At 50.9% G+C, this 18661-nt stretch carries 16 protein-coding genes; 15 read left to right on the top strand and 1 reads right to left on the bottom strand.

Annotation, left to right across the window (positions count from 1 at the left end; translation table 11 throughout):
- Nucleotides 1-74 precede the first annotated feature (74 nt).
- The 14 genes from prfB to whiA all read left to right on the top strand — a co-directional run bounded on the left by prfB (nt 75) and on the right by whiA (nt 15961).
- Nucleotides 75-1191, top strand: a protein-coding gene (gene prfB, locus ACI4WN_RS08005) for a peptide chain release factor 2 (protein WP_439777732.1) whose coding sequence is annotated in 2 segments (ribosomal slippage) — nt 75-146 and nt 148-1191 — 1116 coding nt in all. Because the reading frame shifts where the segments join, the coding sequence is not laid out codon by codon here.
- A 21-nt stretch (nt 1192-1212) separates the two neighbouring features.
- Nucleotides 1213-1512: a hypothetical protein gene (locus ACI4WN_RS08000; protein WP_439777731.1), complete on the top strand. Its 300-nt coding sequence runs from the start codon at nt 1213-1215 to the stop codon at nt 1510-1512.
- A 19-nt stretch (nt 1513-1531) separates the two neighbouring features.
- Nucleotides 1532-2491, top strand: a complete 960-nt coding sequence (hprK, locus tag ACI4WN_RS07995; protein ID WP_439777730.1) for an HPr(Ser) kinase/phosphatase — start codon at nt 1532-1534, stop codon at nt 2489-2491.
- On the top strand, nt 2491-3324 hold the full coding sequence (lgt, locus tag ACI4WN_RS07990) for a prolipoprotein diacylglyceryl transferase (protein ID WP_439777729.1): 834 nt from the start codon (nt 2491-2493) through the stop codon (nt 3322-3324). Before hprK ends, lgt begins: the two co-directional genes overlap by 1 nt.
- A gap of 6 nt (nt 3325-3330) precedes the next feature.
- Nucleotides 3331-4347 (top strand): NAD(P)H-dependent glycerol-3-phosphate dehydrogenase, encoded by a 1017-nt coding sequence (locus tag ACI4WN_RS07985; protein ID WP_439777728.1) that lies wholly within the window; start codon nt 3331-3333, stop codon nt 4345-4347.
- A 72-nt stretch (nt 4348-4419) separates the two neighbouring features.
- Entirely contained in the window at nt 4420-5352 is a 933-nt protein-coding gene (gene trxB / locus ACI4WN_RS07980) for a thioredoxin-disulfide reductase (RefSeq protein ID WP_439777727.1), read from the top strand.
- Nucleotides 5353-5492: 140 nt separating this feature from the next.
- The gene (gene uvrB, locus ACI4WN_RS07975; RefSeq protein ID WP_439777726.1) at nt 5493-7541 is read left to right on the top strand and encodes an excinuclease ABC subunit UvrB; all 2049 of its coding nucleotides are present in this window, start codon (nt 5493-5495) and stop codon (nt 7539-7541) included.
- On the top strand, nt 7531-10404 hold the full coding sequence (gene uvrA / locus ACI4WN_RS07970; protein ID WP_439777725.1) for an excinuclease ABC subunit UvrA: 2874 nt from the start codon (nt 7531-7533) through the stop codon (nt 10402-10404). The genes uvrB and uvrA overlap by 11 nt, the downstream gene beginning before the upstream one ends.
- Nucleotides 10405-10509: 105 nt before the next feature.
- Nucleotides 10510-11052 (top strand): HdeD family acid-resistance protein, encoded by a 543-nt coding sequence (locus ACI4WN_RS07965; RefSeq protein ID WP_439777724.1) that lies wholly within the window; start codon nt 10510-10512, stop codon nt 11050-11052.
- Between the two features lie 112 nt (nt 11053-11164).
- Nucleotides 11165-11968 (top strand): M55 family metallopeptidase, encoded by an 804-nt coding sequence (locus ACI4WN_RS07960; RefSeq protein WP_439777723.1) that lies wholly within the window; start codon nt 11165-11167, stop codon nt 11966-11968.
- Between the two features lie 17 nt (nt 11969-11985).
- Nucleotides 11986-13047: a DmpA family aminopeptidase gene (locus tag ACI4WN_RS07955; protein ID WP_439777722.1), complete on the top strand. Its 1062-nt coding sequence runs from the start codon at nt 11986-11988 to the stop codon at nt 13045-13047.
- A 73-nt stretch (nt 13048-13120) separates the two neighbouring features.
- Nucleotides 13121-13999, top strand: a complete 879-nt coding sequence (gene rapZ / locus ACI4WN_RS07950; RefSeq protein ID WP_035172933.1) for an RNase adapter RapZ — start codon at nt 13121-13123, stop codon at nt 13997-13999.
- Nucleotides 14000-14007: 8 nt separating this feature from the next.
- On the top strand, nt 14008-15021 hold the full coding sequence (locus ACI4WN_RS07945) for a gluconeogenesis factor YvcK family protein (protein ID WP_439777721.1): 1014 nt from the start codon (nt 14008-14010) through the stop codon (nt 15019-15021).
- 7 nt (nt 15022-15028) lie between these two features.
- On the top strand, nt 15029-15961 hold the full coding sequence (gene whiA, locus ACI4WN_RS07940) for a DNA-binding protein WhiA (protein WP_008461709.1): 933 nt from the start codon (nt 15029-15031) through the stop codon (nt 15959-15961).
- Nucleotides 15962-16055: 94 nt separating this feature from the next.
- Here whiA and ACI4WN_RS07935 read toward each other — a convergent pair whose 3' ends face one another.
- Nucleotides 16056-16640, bottom strand: a complete 585-nt coding sequence (locus ACI4WN_RS07935; RefSeq protein ID WP_008461710.1) for an ATP-dependent Clp protease proteolytic subunit — start codon at nt 16638-16640, stop codon at nt 16056-16058.
- 229 nt (nt 16641-16869) lie between these two features.
- On the opposite strand from ACI4WN_RS07935, the gene ACI4WN_RS07930 reads away from it, so the two are divergent.
- Entirely contained in the window at nt 16870-18384 is a 1515-nt protein-coding gene (locus tag ACI4WN_RS07930) for an SH3-like domain-containing protein (RefSeq protein WP_439777720.1), read from the top strand.
- The last annotated feature ends 277 nt before the right edge of the window (nt 18385-18661 follow it).

Raw genomic sequence — 18661 nt, 5'->3', positions numbered from 1 at the left:
AGGTGACGAGATAAGATAACTTTTTAACTAAAGTACAAAAAGAAAGATTAATTAGAAAGAGAAGATCACAATAAATGGAAATCAGTGAAATCCAATCAGTCTTAGACGAGCTTAGAACCCGGTTGAACCACTTTAGGGGGTCTCTTTGACTTCGACAACATTAGCGAAAGCATTGGCATCAACGAAGAAAAGATGGCTGAGCCGGGCTTTTGGGATGACCAAGAAGCCGCGCAAAAGCTGATTGCCGAAAACAATGTCTTAAAAGAAAAGCGGGACTCCTTCCAAAAGCTGGAAAAGGCCCTAGAAGACGAAGAAACAGCCGTAGAGCTTTTGAAAATGGAACCCGACCCAGATCTCCAGGCAGACACCGAAAAGGAGCTAGAGGACCTGAAAGAGGCCTTCCACCAATATGAACTGAACCTGCTCTTGTCTGGTGAATATGATGACCACAATGCCTTGATGGAAATCCACCCAGGCGCCGGCGGCACGGAAGCCATGGACTGGGGCAATATGCTTTTGCGGATGTACCAGCGCTACTGCGACGCCCACGGCCTCAAGTTTGAAGTCAACAACTTTGAGCCTGGCGATGAAGCGGGCTTAAAGAGCGCCAGCATCCGGATTTCCGGGAAAAATGCCTATGGCCTCTTAAAGTCAGAGCATGGGGTCCACCGCCTGGTTCGGATCTCGCCTTTTGATTCGGCCAAAAGACGGCACACTTCCTTTGCGTCAGTCGAAGTGATTCCAGAAGTGGACGATTCCATCAACATTGAAATCGACCCTAAAGACCTGCGGATCGACGTTTACCGCTCAAGCGGGGCGGGTGGTCAGCACATCAACAAGACCTCTAGTGCCGTCCGGATTACCCACATTCCAACTGGGATCGTGACGACTTCGCAGGCCCAGCGTTCCCAGTTCCAAAACCGGGATACGGCCATGAACGAAATGCGGGCTAAGCTCTTCCACCTGGAAGAAGAGAAAAAGCGCAAGGAAAAAGCTGCCTTAAAGGGCGAGCAGCTGGACATTGCCTGGGGATCTCAGATCCGTTCTTACGTCTTCCACCCCTACAGCATGGTCAAAGACCACCGGACCAATTATGAAACGGCCGACGTCAACGGGGTCATGGATGGCAAGCTGGATCCCTTTATCTACGCTTACCTGCAATGGCGGCTCAGCCAGGAAAATCCAGATTAAAAATTAGGAGAAAAAATTTAAATGTCGTTTATCACCATAATCATGATCGTCTTAGCGGCAATCGTTATTTTGGCAATTCTGTCGGTCTTTTTTAAGGCCTTTATTGCACTCTTGCCAGTAGGGATTGTCGTTGCCTTGGGCCTGTGGCTTTATTACCGCTTTTACTATAAAAAGCACCACGAAGACTTGCCAAGTTCTGGGACTTTTTCTGATTTTCAGGACTTTTTCCAGGGCTTTGATCGCCAAGAGCAGGCAAGCGGCCGCAAGCATGCCCGGAATGTGACGACCAAGGATGTTAAAGATGATGATCACAAGGATTAAGTAAAGGATCGGAGAAAAAATGAGCAACGCAGTTAAATTAGCCGATTTTTTGCAAGACAATAAGAATATTCGCGTCTTGCAAGGCGAAGAATACGTATCACAAAAGAAGATCAAGGTTTCCGATATTTACCGGCCAGGGCTGGAATTGTCAGGCTATTTTGACTTTTACCCAGTTGACCGGGTGCAGCTGATGGGTAGAACGGAAATTTCTTACGCAGCGCGCCTTGACAGTGACATGCGCAAGCGGGTTTTTGACAAGATTTGCGAGCCAGAAACGCCGTGCATCTTGATTTCCCGCAACCTGCCGGTGCCAAAAGAACTAAAAGCGGCAGCGGCTGAAAGCCAGACGCCAATCTTGATTTCTAATGACGCCACCACCTACTTGATGAGCATGATCAACCAGTACTTGGCCGTTAAACTGGCCAAGCGCGTCAGCGTTCACGGGGTCTTGGTGGAAGTCTTCGGGATGGGGGTTCTTTTAACCGGTGAATCCGGCGTCGGCAAGTCAGAAACGGCGCTAGCCTTAGTCCAGCACGGCCACCGCTTGATCGCGGACGACCGGGTGGACGTTTACCAAAGAGACCACGAAACGGTAGTCGGTGAAAGTCCAAAGATCTTGAAGCACCTGATGGAAATCCGGGGGATCGGGATCATCGACGTCTTGAAGCTGTTTGGGATTGGGGCCATCAAGGACGAAACGGAAATCTCCTTGGTCATCAACTTGACCAACTGGGATTCCAAGGCCAACTATGACCGCCTGGGCTTCCAGGAAAATACCCGGATCATCTGCGGCATTGCCATTCCGCAAGTTACGATCCCTGTTAAGGTCGGCCGGAACATGGAAAATATCGTAGAAGTAGCCGTCATGAACTTCCGGGCCAAGGCCATGGGCTTTGATGCAGCGAAGACTTTTGACGAAAACCTGACCAGCCTGATTGCGGAAAATACTGAAGAAGAAAAAGAGAGGGACAAGGATTAGTGAATTTAGCACTGAACCCAATTGCTTTTAGTTTTGGACCCTTCCACGTCCGCTGGTATGGGATCATCATTGCCACCGGGATCTTGCTGGCGACTTACATGGCCATCAAGGAAGGGCAAAGACGGCAAATTATGAGCGATGATTTCATCGACCTGCTTTTGTGGGGGGTACCGCTCGGTTTTATCGGGGCCAGAATCTACTACGTGATTTTTGAATGGGGCTACTTCTCCCAGCACCCGAGCGAAATCATCGCCATCTGGAACGGGGGGATCGCCATTTACGGCGGTCTGATTACTGGGGCCATCGTTTTGTTTGTCTTTTGCTACAAAAGGATGCTGCCGCCCTTCTTGATGCTGGACGTGGTCACGCCTGGCGTCATGGCGGCTCAGATCCTGGGCCGCTGGGGCAACTTCATGAATCAAGAAGCCCACGGGAGTCAAACGACTTTGGCCTTTTTGCAGAGTCTGCACCTGCCCAAGTTCATCATTGACCAGATGTACATCAATGGCCACTACTACCAGCCAACTTTTTTATATGAATCCTTCTTCAACTTGATCGGCTTGATCCTGATCTTGTCCTTGCGGCACAAAAAGCACCTCTTCAAGCAAGGGGAAGTGTTCATGTTTTACCTGGGCTGGTACGCGATCGTGCGCTTTTTCGTCGAAGGGATGCGGACGGACAGTCTGTATATCTTTGGCACAATCCGTGTCTCCCAAGCCTTGAGCTTAGTTTTATTAGTGGCTGTCATTATTTTATTTGTCTACAGACGTGTCAAAGTCAAGCCAAAGTGGTATCTTGATGGTAGCGGTTTAAAATATCCATACGAAAGGTAGACACTTATGACGAAAATTTCCGTTTTAGGGGCCGGTTCCTGGGGGACCGCCTTGGCTTCAATGCTGGCTGACAATGGCTGTGAAGTGGCCTTGTATGGCCACCGGCAAAGCGTGGTTGACGAGATCAATACTTACCACACCAACGCCCACTATTTAAAAGACTGGCACGCCAATGAAAAGGTGGTGGCGAGTCTAGATCTGGGCTGGGTGTTAAAGGATTGTGACGTGATCCTCTTTGTCGTTCCAACCTCTGCCATCCGCTCTGTGGCCAAACTGGTCAAACAGGAGCTGGACAAGACCGGCAAGCAGCCGCTCTTGGTCAGTGCCACCAAGGGGATTGAGCCAGGTAGCAAGAAGCTGGTGAACCAGATTTTTAAAGACGAAATCTATCCAGACCAAATGGACAAGATGGTTGTCTTGTCGGGGCCAAGCCACGCCGAAAACCTGGCCCAAAAGGACCTGACGGCTATTACCCTGGCTTCCACCAGTTTGGACAATGCGGCCAAGCTGCAGCGGATTTTTTCTAATGATTATGTCCGTTTTTATACTAGCAATGACCCGATTGGGGTCCAGGTCGGCGGCGCGGTGAAAAACGTCATTGCCATTGCTGCCGGGATCCTGGCGGGTCTAGGCTACGGCGATAACGCCAAAGCGGCCCTGATGACCCGGGGTCTAGCCGAGGTGACCCGGTTAGGGATCGCTTTTGGCGGGGCGCCGTGGACTTTTTCCGGCTTGTCCGGTATCGGCGACTTGATCGTGACCTGTACCTCGGTTAACTCCCGAAACTGGCGCTGCGGCTACCAGCTGGGGCAGGGGCAAAAACTAGAAGACGTCCTGGCTAACATGGGTCAGGTCGTTGAAGGGGTGACGACCGTTAAGGCGGTGCACGAGATCTGCGACAAGTATTCTTTGGACATGCCAATTTCAGCAGCGATTTACAACGTTTTGTTTGAAGGCACTAACGTCAAGGATGAAATCAAGCTGATGATGAGCCGGGAAATGGGGCCAGAAATTCGAATTTAAGCAAGTGGCTTGCTTTTTCTCAAAAATCAGGTATGATATTACTTGTAAAAAGTAAGTAAAAGGAGGCCGCTTATGGCTAAAGAAGTTGACGTTGTAATTATTGGTGCCGGTCCTGCCGGCATGGCCGCTGCAGTTTACGCGGCCCGGGCTAATCTGAAGACTGTTCTGCTTGACCGCGGCATTTATGGCGGACAAATGAACAACACGGCTGGGATTGACAACTACCCAGGCTTTGTGGAAATTCAGGGTCCAGAACTCGGCGAAAAGATGTACCAAACGGTGCAAAACGCCGGTGCCAGCTATGAATATGGCGACGTGCAAAAAATCAAGCTTGATGGCAAGTTCAAGCACGTTATCACTGACAGTGAAGAATACGTGGCACCTGCCGTGATCATCACGACCGGGGCTGAGCACAAGCACCTAGGCGTAACTGGCGAAGATGAATATTCAGGACATGGGGTTTCCTACTGCGCGGTCTGCGACGCTGCCTTCTTTAGAGATGAAGACGTGGCTGTCATCGGCGGCGGCGACTCCGCCGTTCAAGAAGGTCTTTACCTGACCCGGTCAGCTAAGACCGTGACCATTGTCCACCGCCGCGACCAGCTGCGGGCCAAGCCAGAACTGCAAGAGAAGGCTTTTGCCAATGACAAGGTCAACTTTGTTTGGAACGCCCAAACCGAAGAAATCGTCGGCGAAGACGGCAAGGTTACTGGCGTCCGCTACAAGGACAAGGTGACCGGTGAAGAAAAGGTCTTGCCTGCTAAGGGCGTCTTCATCTACGTCGGCCTTTTGCCAGTCACTAACGCAGTTAAGGACCTGGGCATCTTGGATGAAAATGGCTGGATTCCAACCGATGAAAACATGCACACTAAGCAAGAAGGGATCTTTGCTGCCGGCGACGTGCGGCCAAAGGATCTCCGCCAAGTTTCAACGGCGGTTGGCGAAGGCAGTACTGCGGGCCAAGAAGCCTACAACTACCTGCAAAGCCAGGGCTTATTGAAGTAAAAAGAATAGCTTAGAAAAGATCACCATGAGGTGGTCTTTTTTAGTGCTTTTTTACAAGCAAATTATTGTTAGAATATACGTTCGAAGTGGTAGAATAGAGAGACTGAATTAGTGTTAAATAGTGCGTTAGGAGGAATAGCGTGATTAAGCGGCAAGACAACAACCATTTTGACTTGGTTTCCCCATACCAGCCAGCTGGCGACCAGGGGCAAGCTATTGACCAGTTGGTCGCTAACTTTAAGGCGGGCACCAAAGAGCAGATCTTGAAGGGGGCTACTGGTACCGGTAAGACCTACACTATGGCCAACGTGATTGCCAAGATGAACAAGCCAACCTTGGTCATCACCCACAACAAGACTTTAGTTGGGCAGCTGTATAACGAGTTCAAAGACTTTTTCCCAAACAATGCCGTGGAATACTTTGTCTCTTACTATGACTACTACCAGCCAGAAGCCTATGTGCCCTCATCTGACACCTATATTGAAAAAGATGCCGCGATCAACGATGAAATCGATCAGCTGCGGCACGCAGCCACCAGTGCCTTGATGTCCAGAAACGACGTCATCGTGGTGGCATCAGTATCTTGCATCTACGGCTTGGGTTCGCCTAAAGAGTACGCAGCCAGCGTACTGAATGTTTATGTGGGTCAAGAATATGAAAGAAATACCTTACTTAGAGATTTGGTCAACATCCAGTATGACCGCAACGACATCGACTTCCAGCGGGGCCGCTTCCGGGTTCATGGCGACATTGTAGAAGTCTTCCCAGCCGGCTACTCAGACCGGGCCTACCGGATCGAATTTTTCGGGGATGAAATCGACCGGATCGTGGAAATCGATCCTTTAACCGGGGAAATTCGGGGCGAAAGAGAGAGCGTGTCTTTGTTCCCAGCCACCCACTTCATGACCAACCAGGACCAGCTAGATGGCGCTATTAAGCGGATCAAGCAGGAAATGACTGACCAAGTCAAAAAGTTTGAAAGCGAGGGCAAGCTGCTGGAAGCCGAAAGAATCAAGCAGCGGACCACCTACGACATGGAAATGATGGAAGAAGTCGGCTACACCAACGGGATCGAAAACTATTCCCGGCAATTGGAAAACCGGAAGGCGGGCGAACCGCCTTACACTCTTTTGGACTTCTTCCCAGAAGATTCCCTGTTCTTGATTGACGAATCCCACGCCACCATGCCGGAAATCCGCGCTATGTACAACGGCGACCGCAACCGGAAGCAAACCTTGATCGACTACGGCTTCCGCCTGCCATCGGCCTTGGACAACCGGCCGCTGAAGCTGGAAGAATTTGAGCAGCACGTCAACGACATCATCTACGTGTCTGCGACGCCAGGCGACTATGAATTAAACCGGACCAGCAAGATCGTGGAACAGGTGATTCGGCCGACTGGGCTGCTTGATCCCAAGATCGAAGTTCGGCCAATCGAAGGGCAGATCGATGACCTGGTTGGGGAAATCAACCTGCGGATTGACCGCAATGAGCGGGTCTTTGTGACCACCTTGACCAAGAAGATGGCAGAAGACTTGACGGACTACTTAAAAGACCTGGGCATCAAGGTTCGTTACCTCCACTCAGACATCAAGACCTTAGAGCGGATGCAGATCATCCGGGACCTGCGTCTTGGCAAGTTTGACGTTTTGATCGGGATTAACCTGCTTAGAGAAGGGATCGACGTGCCGGAAGTGTCTTTGGTGGCCATTTTGGACGCCGACAAGGAAGGCTTTTTGCGGGCTTACCGGCCGCTGGTGCAAACCATGGGCCGGGCCGCCAGAAATGCCAATGGTGAGGTCATTATGTACGCTGACCACATTACCGACTCCATGAAGGCCGCCATCGATGAAACCAATCGCCGCCGGGCGATCCAGATGAAGTTTAACGAAGAGCACGGCATCGTGCCAAAGACCATCATCAAGCCGATTCGGGACGTGATCAGCGTGGTCAAGGGCGACAAGGACAAGCTGGCTGAAGAAGAAAAGAGCTTTGCGGACCTCAACTTTGACGAATTGACCGTCAAGCAGAAGAAGCAGATGATCGCCAACTTAAGAGAGCAGATGGAAGCCGCAGCCAAGAAGCTGGACTTTGAATCAGCTGCCAACCTCCGCGACGCCATCATTGAACTAGAAGGCTCAGTCAGAAAGCCGAATACGAAGAAAGGCAAGAATTTCAATGGCAGATAGAAAAATCGTGATTAAGGGTGCCCGCGAGCACAACTTGAAAAATATCGATGTAACCATCCCCAAGGACAAACTGGTCGTCATTACTGGCTTGTCCGGGTCAGGCAAGAGTTCCTTGGCCTTTGACACCCTTTATGCCGAAGGGCGCAGACGCTACGTGGAATCCCTGTCTAGCTATGCTCGGCAATTTTTGGGCCAGATGGACAAGGCGGACGTTGACTCCATTGATGGCTTAAACCCAGCCATTTCTATCGATCAAAAGACCACGTCCCACAACCCCCGCTCAACCGTGGGGACGGTCACGGAAATCAATGACTACCTGCGCTTGCTCTGGGCTAGAGTGGGTCACCCCATCTGTCCCAACGATGGGACCCTGATCCAGCGGCAGTCAGTTGACCAGATGGTGGAGCGAATTTTGTCCTTGCCAGAAAGAAGCAAGCTGCAGATCCTGTCGCCAGTCATCCGGGCCAAGCGGGGCGAGCACAAGGAAGTTTTTGCCAGAATCAAGCGGGCCGGCTATGTCCGGGTGATCGTCGATGGCGATATGCGCGACATCAGCGAAGACATTCAGCTGGAAAAAAATAAGCGCCACGACATCGAAATCGTGGTTGACCGTTTGGTCAATAAAGATGGCATCCGCTCCCGCCTTTTTGATTCCGTGGAAGCGGCACTTCGCTTGTCAGAAGGCTACATGGACGTCGACGTGATTGGCGACCAGAAGATCAGCTTCTCTGAATACTACGCTTGTCCGCTTTGCGGCTTTACGGTGGGGGAAATGGAGCCGCGGCTCTTCTCTTTCAACGCGCCTTTTGGGGCCTGCCCAGCCTGCGATGGCTTAGGGATGAAGCTGACGGTTGACCCCGACCTGGTCATTCCTGACAAGGACAAGACCCTGGATGAAGGGGCCTTGGCGCCGTGGGCAACGTCCAAGTATTATACGGGGATGCTGGAACAGGCCTGCGCGGCCTTGAAGATCCCGATGGACAAGCCTTTTAAAAAGCTGACCAAGCGGCAAAAGGACCTGGTTTTATATGGGTCCGGCGACAAGGAAATTGCCTTTCACCTAGAAGGCGACTTTGGCGTCACCGACACCAAGCGGCCATATGAAGGGGTCATGAACAATGTTGAGCGCCGCTACAACAAGCCAATGTCCAAGTTCATGCAGGAATCCATGTCCAAGTACTTAACGGAACTGCCATGTGAGGTCTGCCACGGCAAGCGCTTGAATGAAAAGGCTTTGGCCGTACAGTTTAATGGCAAAAATATTGCCGACGCCAGCGACCAGCCGATTAGCGATGCTCTGGACTTTTTCCAAGGGGCCAAGCTGTCTGAACAAGAAACGTCCATTGCCAAGCCAATCTTAAAAGAAGTCTGTGACCGCTTGACCTTCTTGGTCAGCGTGGGCCTGGACTACTTGACCCTGTCCCGGTCAGCTGGGACCCTGTCCGGGGGCGAAGCTCAAAGAATTCGGCTAGCAACCCAGATTGGGTCCAACCTGTCCGGGGTCATGTACGTTTTGGACGAGCCATCCATTGGCCTCCACCAAAGAGACAATGACCGCTTGATTGCTTCCCTGAAAAAGATGCGGGACCTGGGCAACTCCTTGATCGTGGTTGAGCACGACGATGAAACCATGAAGGCGGCTGACTACCTGATCGACATGGGGCCAGGGGCCGGGGAATTTGGCGGCGAGGTGATGGCGGCTGGGACGCCTGAAGAAGTGATGGCCAATCCAAACTCCCTTACTGGCCAATACCTGAGAGGCGACAAGTTTATTCCGGTACCATTAACTAGACGCAAGGGCAGCGGCAAGAAGATTACCGTGACTGGCGCCAAGGAAAACAACTTGAAAGACTTGACCGTTGATTTTCCACTTGGCAAGTTCACGGTCGTGACCGGGGTGTCCGGCTCTGGCAAGTCCACCCTGGTCAACCAGATCTTGAAGCGGGCTCTGGCACAAAAACTCAACCACAACTCCCAAAAGCCGGGCAAGTATGACAAGATCACCGGCTGGAAGAACATCGAAAAAATCATCGACATCGACCAAAGCCCAATCGGCAGAACGCCGCGGAGCAACCCGGCGACTTATACTAGCGTCTTTGACGACATCCGGACCCTGTTCGCTCAAACCAACGAAGCCAAGATGCGGGGCTATACCAAGGCCAGATTCTCCTTCAACGTCAAGGGCGGGCGCTGTGAAACCTGCCACGGTGACGGGATTCTCAAGATCGAAATGAACTTCCTGCCAGACGTTTACGTTCCTTGTGAAGTCTGCCATGGCCAGCGCTACAATTCTGAAACCCTGGAAGTTACTTACCGGGAAAAGAACATTGCCCAAGTCTTGGACATGACGGTGAGTGAAGCAACTGACTTTTTCAAGAATATTCCGAAGATCCACCGCAAGCTGCAAACCATCGTGGACGTAGGCCTAGGCTATGTGAAACTGGGCCAGCCAGCCACGACCCTGTCTGGTGGGGAAGCCCAAAGAATGAAGCTGGCTAGTGAACTGCAAAAATTGTCGACTGGTAAGAACTTCTACATCCTGGACGAACCAACCACGGGTCTGCACACAGACGACATCAAGCGCTTGATCGGCGTTTTGGACCGGCTGGTGGACCAAGGCAACACGGTCTTGGTGATTGAACACAACCTAGACGTGATCAAGACGGCCGACTGGCTGATCGACCTGGGCCCAGAAGGGGGCGAGCGGGGCGGCCAGCTGGTTTGCCAAGGCACGCCAGAAGAAGTGGCAGCTTGCCCAGATTCTTGGACAGGCAAATACCTAAAGCCAGTTTTAGAGCGGGACGTCAAGCTGACCCAAAAGGCGATGGCTAAGGCGGAAAAAGAACAAAAAGAAGCAAAATAAATTTTCTTCGCGGAAACTAACCCTTTTCCATAAAGTATTGTAAAATGAAAGCGGAAGGCAATGTAACGATCTTAGATTTTCATTGACTTGAAAGGACTGATTTTTATGTTTGATTCCGACTACAACACTAGACGCAACTTTGACTGGGGCGTCTTCATCGGCGGCGTGGTTTCCGTAATCTTGAGCATCTACCTCTTTGCCCACCCGGGCAAAGGGCTGAAGGGCTTAGTCGTCATCTTGGCCGTTTTAGCCATCATGCAGGGGATTGCCTGGATCTCCATGTTTGCCGCGTTCCACGGATTTTTTGGCCCATCTTGGACAACCTTGTTATCGGGGATTTTTGACATCTTGATCGGGATCTTCTTCTTGTGGAACAACCAGATTGGGGCTTACACGATTGCAATTTTCGTCGCCCTCTGGTTTATTGTTGACTCAATCATTGGGATTGTCTTCTCTTGGCACCTGCGCTTCTTCCAAACAGGCTGGTACTTCTTCTTTAACCTGCTCTTGAACATCTTGGGCTTGGTTTTAGGGATCATGCTCTTATTCCGGCCAGAGATCGCAGGGCTGAGCACTATTTACTTAATTGCGATTTACCTCATGATCTTCGGGGTCAATGAAATTGCCCTGGCCTTCATGCACTGGTAAGCGCTAGCTGCTGAGATTTAACTTAAGGTTAAAGACTCGGCAGCTTTTTTTAATGCTAAAATTTAAGGTAATAGGAAAAGCAAGTATTTTTTCTTTTTCATGAGGCAGAAAAATGGCAAAAAAGATTTACATTAGTACCGACCTAGAAGGCTGCAGCGGCGTGACCTCTTGGCCCGAAACCCACTACGGGGAAAAAGGCTACGACTTGGCTGTGGCTGAAATGACTAGAGAAACGATTGCGGCGATTGAGGCCTGCCAGGCAGCTGGCTATGAAGTGACGGTCAAAGATGGCCACGAAGACGGGATGAACCTGGATCCAGCCGCCCTGCCGAGAGGGATCGAACTGATCCGGGGCTGGGACTCGTCACCAGCTGAGATGATGGCCGGGATCGACGATAGTTTTGATTTTGCCATCCATATTGGCTACCACTCACCGGCGGGTTCAAGTGAAACGCCGCTAGACCACACGGTAGAGCATGGCTGGTATTCCTGGGTCAAGCTGAACGGAGAATTAGCATCAGAATATTCCTTCAACTATCTTTGCGCAGCTGACATGGGCGTGCCATCCATCTTCTTGTCTGGGGATGCTGGCATGTGCAAGCGCGCTGAAGCAATCAGCCCCGGTATCGTAACCTTTGCGACCAAGAAGGGCGTCGGCAGCGCCACTTGGAACAAGCACCCAGAAGACGTTTATGATGGGATCAAAAAGGGGATCAAGCAGGCCTTGCTGAATCCGGCTAAGCTGGGTCCTTTGCCAGAAAGCTATACGGTGGAATTCTGCTTTGCCAGTGCTGGCCGGGCTCGCGCAGCTGCTTTTTATCCTGGCGCTGAAGCGGTGGATGAGCGGATTGTTCGCTACCAGACGGACAACATTCAAGACCTGCTGGTTGCCAAGATGTTTATGACCGAGATTTAGGGGAGCTAGAAACAAAAATGGGCTTAAAAGGAGAACTGGACCTGCCCCGCCGCTACCAGGTCGGGGTTCGAAACAAGATTACTGATGTCCCCGGCGTCAAAGTGGGCCAGGTGACTTTAAAAAAGGGCGACATCAATACCGGCGTCACGGCGATTATTCCCGCCGACAATCTTTTTAAAGAAAAATTGCTGGCTAGTGGCCAAGTCATCAACGGCTTTGGCAAGACCACCGGCTTGGTCCAGATCGCGGAATTGGGAACCTTGGAGACGCCGATCCTGATGACCAACACCTTGTCGGTGGGGACCTGCTGGACGGCGCTGACCCGCTACATGCTGGACCGTAACCCGGAGATTGGCCTCACGACCGGCACGGTCAACCCGGTCGTGATGGAGTGCAATGACGGCGATTTGAACGCGATCCGGCAAATGGCGGTCACGGAGAAAGACGCCCTAGAGGCCCTGGCGATCGCGGAAAAAGGCGAAGACTTTTCTGAAGGCAATTACGGGGCCGGAACCGGGATGCGCTGCCTGGGCTTTAAGGGCGGCATTGGTTCAGCTTCGCGGCAAGTGCCTTACCAAGGGCAAAAGTACCACATTGGCGCCATCGTCTGCGCCAATTTTGGGGCCTTCGGCCGCCTGCGGGCCGGGCAGCGCTTATTAGGCGAAGAATTAAGAGAGGCCGTCTTAGATCGAGCGAAGCGAGAAGGCAATCAGCTCTACGACCGCTACCAAAAAGACCAGGGCTCGATCGTGATGGTGCTCGCCACTGACCTGCCCCTGTCCAGCCGGCAGCTGGGCCGGCTAGCCAGACGCAGCGCCGTGGGCCTCGGGCGGACTGGCTCTTACATCGGCGATGGGTCCGGCGACATCGCTCTAGCTTTTTCCACAGCGCAAAAGGTTGGCCATGATGACAAAGAATTACAGACTTTTGCCTTTATGCCCGACAGCCAGCTGGATCCGGTTTTTGAAGCTGGAATTGAGACGATTGAGGAATCCGTCCTCAGCGCCTTGGTCCATGCTGAGACCCTGACCGGCTTTAAGGGACGAACGGTATACGGCTTAAGAGATTTTTTAAAGTAAAATTCTTGCGAGAAGATGAAACACCCGGTATGATAGAATTTAATGACTTAAAAAGGTGGTACAAATGACAAGCATGGGTGAAAAAAATAAAAAACAACTGTTGATCCTGACGGGGATGAGCGGCGCCGGCAAGACGGTGGCGGCCCACTCCCTGGAAGACATCGGCTACTTTGTCGTGGACAACCTGCCGCCAGAGCTCCTGGTCAACCTCTGGGATTTGATGAACAACTCAGAAGACTTTGAAAAAGTCGCCGTGGTCATCGACCTCAGAGTCAAGTCCTTTTACAAGGACCTGATCAGCGAGATCAACTCCTTAGAGGACAATGGCGACACCCAGGCAACGGTTGTCTTCCTAGATGCCTCAGATGATACCCTGGTGGCCCGCTACAAGGAAACCCGCCGCTTGCCGCCTTTGGGGCAAAATGGCCGACTCTTAGACGGGATCAAGGAGGAGCGTCAATATTTAGCCCGCGTTAAGAACCGGGCCAACTACATCATTGACACCTCCAAGATGAAGCCTAAGGAATTAAAAGAGAAGCTGCAAAAGAAGTTTGGGGAGAGCTCCAAGCCCAGCTTTGGCATTGAAGTCATGTCCTTTGGCTTTAAGTATGGGATGCCAATCGATGCCGACATCGTCATGGACGTGCGCTTTTTGCCAAATCCTTTTTACATTCCAGAGCTGCGGCCCTTTACCGGCCTTGACAAGCGGGTCTTCAATTATGTGATGGACAAGCCCGAGACCAAGGTTTTCTACCAAAAATTACTGGATTTATTGTTAACGGCAATCCCTGGCTACATCGCTGAAGGCAAGGAAAAGTTGACCATTGCCATCGGCTGCACGGGCGGCCAGCACCGTTCCGTTTCCATTGCCCAGCAGCTGGCCCGGGACCTTTCTGAAAAGTATCCTGTGGACATTACGCACAGAGAAATCAGCCGTTATCTCAGAAAGTAGGAAACACAATGTTTAGCGAAAACAAGATTATTCGGGTCATCAAGAGAAGACGCCCCCGCGTCGTCGTGATCGGCGGCGGGACGGGCTTGCCCGTTATTTTAAAGGCCTTGAAAAAGCAGGATGCCGAAATCACGGCGATCGTGACCGTGTCAGATGACGGTGGTTCTTCCGGCGTCATCCGCAACTATATCAACGTGGTGCCGCCTGGCGATATTCGCAACGTCTTGGTGTCTTTAAGCGAACTGCCAGACGATGAGAAGAAGATTTTTCAATACCGCTTTGATTCAAAAGACTCCTTCTTCTCCGGCCACGCCATCGGCAACTTGATCATTGCGGCTTTGAGTGAAATGCAGGGCAATATTTTTGATGCGGTCCAGACCTTGTCAGCCATGATGAAGGTCGATGGGCACGTGTACCCATCAGCTAACGAGCCCTTGACTTTAAATGCTGAATTCATGGATGGATCCAAGGCCAAAGGCGAAGTGGAAATCACCAGCCAGCACAAGCAGATCAAGCGGGTCTGGGTGACGGCTGACGATACGCCAAAGGCGCCTGAAGCCGTGATTGACGCCATCATGGGCGCTGACGCGATCGTGCTGGGGCCAGGGTCGCTTTTTACCTCTATTTTGCCCAACTTAATGATCCCGAATGTGGGCGAAGCCATGCGCCAGACTAAGGCGGAAACCATCTACGTCTGCAACATCATGACCCAGGCCGGGGAAACCGTCGGCTTGACCGATGCTGACCACGTCCGGGTCATCAACCAGCACCTGGGCGGCAACTATATTGATACGGCCTTGGTCAACGGGGCCAAGATCGACATGACCAAGTTCCATCCAGAAGACTATGACGAATACCTGATGCCGGTTGAAAATGACTTTGAGGGCTTGAAGGCCCAAGATTGCCGGGTGATCATGGATGACTTTACCGACCAGCGCAATGGCCTGGTTTTCCATGACGGGGACAAGGTCGCTAAGGAAATTATCGACCTGGCCCTGCAGGAAATGTTTAAAAGAAAGTAGGAAATAAATGGCTAGTTATGCCAGTGACGTAAAAAAAGAACTAACTTCAATTGAGGTTCACCCTGAACATGCCAAGGCAGAACTAGCCGCCTTTTTGCGGATGAACGCGGTTTTGAGCCGGCATGCTGGCCAGATGAGCCTGGACATCGTGACGGAAAACCCGGCCATCGCCCGGCGGATTTTTTCCCTGATTAAGACGGCTTACGGCTTTGAGCCCCAGCTGATCGTGACCCGGAAGATGAAGCTGAAAAAGAACCACCAGTACCTGGTCCGGGTCGCCCAGCAGGTGCCGGAGATCATGGAAGATCTGCAGATTTATTCACCGGAAAAAGGATTCATTACCGGGATTCCAGACAAGATCAAGCACTCTGAGCAGCGGTCGATGTCATATCTGCGCGGCGCCTTTTTGGCCAGTGGCTCCGTCAATAACCCGGAAACCAGCCGCTACCACCTGGAAATCTACTGCACCTACTCCAACCACTGCGAGGACCTGCAGGAGATCATGAACAAGTACTTTGACCTAAATGCCAAGGTAACGGCCAGAAGAAGCGGCAGCATCGTCTACTTGAAAGAAGCCGAAAAGATCGGCGACTTTTTGCACGTGGTAGGCGCGGTCAACGCCATGCTGGCCTTTGAAGACCTGCGAATCATGCGGGACATGCGGAACTCCGTCAACCGCCTGGTCAACTGCGATACGGCTAATTTGCGGAAAACTGCCAGCGCTGCCGCCAAGCAGGTTGAAGACATTGAATTGATCGATGAAAAACAAGGACTGGATTCCTTGCCAGAAAAATTGGCCAGCTTAGCTCGTTTCCGCCTGCAGCACCCAGAGCTGTCCCTAAAAGAGCTGGCTCAGCAGGTGCCAGATGGCCCCATTTCTAAGTCTGGGGTCAACCACCGCTTGAAGAAGCTGCACGAGATTGCGGATAACTTGCGGTAATTAACAAAGAAATAGAAAAATAGAAGATATAACAGAAAAAGACCAGATACAAAGTATCTGGTCTTTTTGCAATTGTCATAACTATTTGTAAAAATTACTTGTTTTGGTTAACCATGATGTCGTCGATCAAGCCGTAGTCCTTGGCTTCTTGAGCAGTCATGTAGTGGTCGCGTTCAGTGTCGCGCTTGATGGTTTCGATGTCTTGACCAGAATCCTTAGCCAAGAGTTCGTTGATCATCTTTCTGGTCTTCAAGATTTCTTCAGCCGCAATTTGAATTTCGGTTGCTTGCCCTTGAGCCCCGCCCAAAGGTTGGTGAATCAAAACCGTAGCGTGTGGCAGGGCAAAGCGCTTGCCCTTTTCGCCTTCGGCCAAGATGATGGAAGCCATAGAAGCAGCCATCCCAGTGGCAATGGTAGAAACTGGGGACTTGATGAAGTTCATGGTGTCGACGATCGCCATCCCGGAAGTGATCACGCCACCTGGGGAGTTGATGTACATGTAAATGTCTTTAGTGTTGTCTTGAGCATCAAGGAAAAGCAATTGAGCGATGATGGAGTTGGCCATTTGGTCGTTAACTTCACCGCTGAGCATGATGATGCGGTCCTTTAATAATCTTGAGTAAATGTCGTATGCGCGTTCACCGCGAGCGGTTTGTTCAATAACAGTAGGTACTAACATAAGATCCTCCTAATGAATTAAATTAGCACTCATTTGAATACAGTGCTAATTAAAACACTCCTAGGCGCGTCTGTCAAACTTGGAGTCTTATTTTTAGGATTTATTTTTGAATTCCTTTTCAGTGTTATAATTAAAGTGATGCGGCAAGGAGTTCTTGTTGCTGTGTGTAAATCGATTGTTTATTTAGCCTTTTGTTTTTTACGGCAAAAGGAAGAAGGAGAAAAGCTCAATGGAAAAAGGAAAGAAAAGTCTGTTGCTGCTGGCTGCAGCTGGTGCTGCTTTAGCGCTCAGTCAGCCAGCCCAAGCTGAAGCTGCCATTACGACCAAGATGCCCAATGGCAAGACCATGAACATCTATAGCAAGGTCTCAAAGAAGGGCCCATCCAAGAAGGTCAGCTCAACCAAGTACTTCAAGACCAGCAAGATCCAAGTATCTGCCAGCCAAAAGACCAAGAAGGGCTACTATGACTACATGTACGCTAACGGCCGGCCAGTTGGCTGGGTTAGCGAAAGCTGGTTTATCAAGAACAAGATCTCTGCGGCTGGCAACGTCTACCTGGTTAAGGGCGACAACACTTTTAACAATAAGGATGCCTTGAACTATGTCGTGGATGGCCGGGGCAACGTGATTAACCCTGATAGTTCTGCCGTTAAAGCTACTGTTAGCGGAAGCAAGCTGACTTATTCCTACGGCAAGATCAAGAAGACGGTTAACCTCTACCATGTTGACAACCCTAATTCTGGCATCCGCCCAGAAGTGTCTACCCAAAAAGGGCCAAAGGAAGTTAAGAGTACCCGGTCTCACTCTGGCTCTTCGGCTAAGTGGAACGCTAGAAACCGCTACGGCGTAGAAACCAGCTCTAATAGCTGGACCAGCGGTGGCTTGACCTTGAGAACTAACTTGTGGGAACCAAGAAACCTGAGTCTAGAAGGCAATGGCTTCCAGCAAGTAGGTCCAGTCATGGAAGGCTTGGCCGTTAATGGCGGCTGGGCTTACAGCTCCTGGTATGCTAGCGCCGGTGCTACTGACGTTGCTAACCCAAAGGGCAACATCGTCGCCTTTAACTTATCTAAGATCAACAAGTACAAGGCTCAATACCTGTCACCAAGAAACTACTTGTACAAGAACCTCAGCTTTAAGACCTTTGAAAGCTACTCTCAAAACCTGAAGGTCAGCCCATACATCAAGCTGGGTCACGGCCAATCTCTTGGTGCCAGCGGCAAGTACATCTACGTCTTGGCTAACCGCAACAAGCTGCCAGGTGGTCAAAGCAACGGCTTTTACTCAGAAGAAATTCTGCAGCTGAACAAGAGCAACCTGCAACTGAACAAGATCTGGTCCATCAAGGTGGACGTTGGTACATCAGGCCGCTACTTCCACAATGCGACCTTTGCCGGCGACGGCACCATGTACGGCCTCTTCCACAATGGTGGATCTCAAAGCTACGAGTACTGGAAGCTGAACTTGGTTGGCAACACCTGGAAGGTCACCAAGGTTACAGGAACCGCTGGCAACTTTGTCAAGCAAGGGGCTGGTGCCTCCCCAGTTCAAGGGATCACCTACGGCAATGGCCACTTCTACGTAGGCTTCAACAACCTGCTCTTCAAGGTTCAAGAAAACGGCAAGTACGAAAAGACCTGGAAGCACGTTTCTAACCGGGAAATCGAAGGCTTGTCTGTTTCTGGCAGCAAGCTTTACGTCCAACTGGCACAGCGGGGCGAAATTTTGTCAGGCAATTGGTAAAAGGCTCTTGACAAAGGAGAAATTTACCAGTATTCTTAAAGGAAAATTATAAATAATGACGAGGTAAAAACGATGACTTTTGTAGCAAATGTTAAGGAATGGTGGCAATTCAAGTAGGATTGATCGCAAGTAGCGATTCAATCCAGTTTGGCTTGAATTGCTATCTGAATTTGCTGAAAGTTATCGTAAGTCCGGATAGTGCATAAAACTATCCGGACTTTTTATTTTTTACAAAGGGTCCGCCAGGGCCCTTTTTCTTTTTGCTATTTATAGTTTT

This window comes from Lactobacillus sp., from assembly GCF_051893255.1.
Taxonomy (GTDB): domain Bacteria; phylum Bacillota; class Bacilli; order Lactobacillales; family Lactobacillaceae; genus Lactobacillus.
Note: the sequence above shows the minus strand (reverse complement) of the source record. Positions and strands in the feature narration are given on the sequence as shown.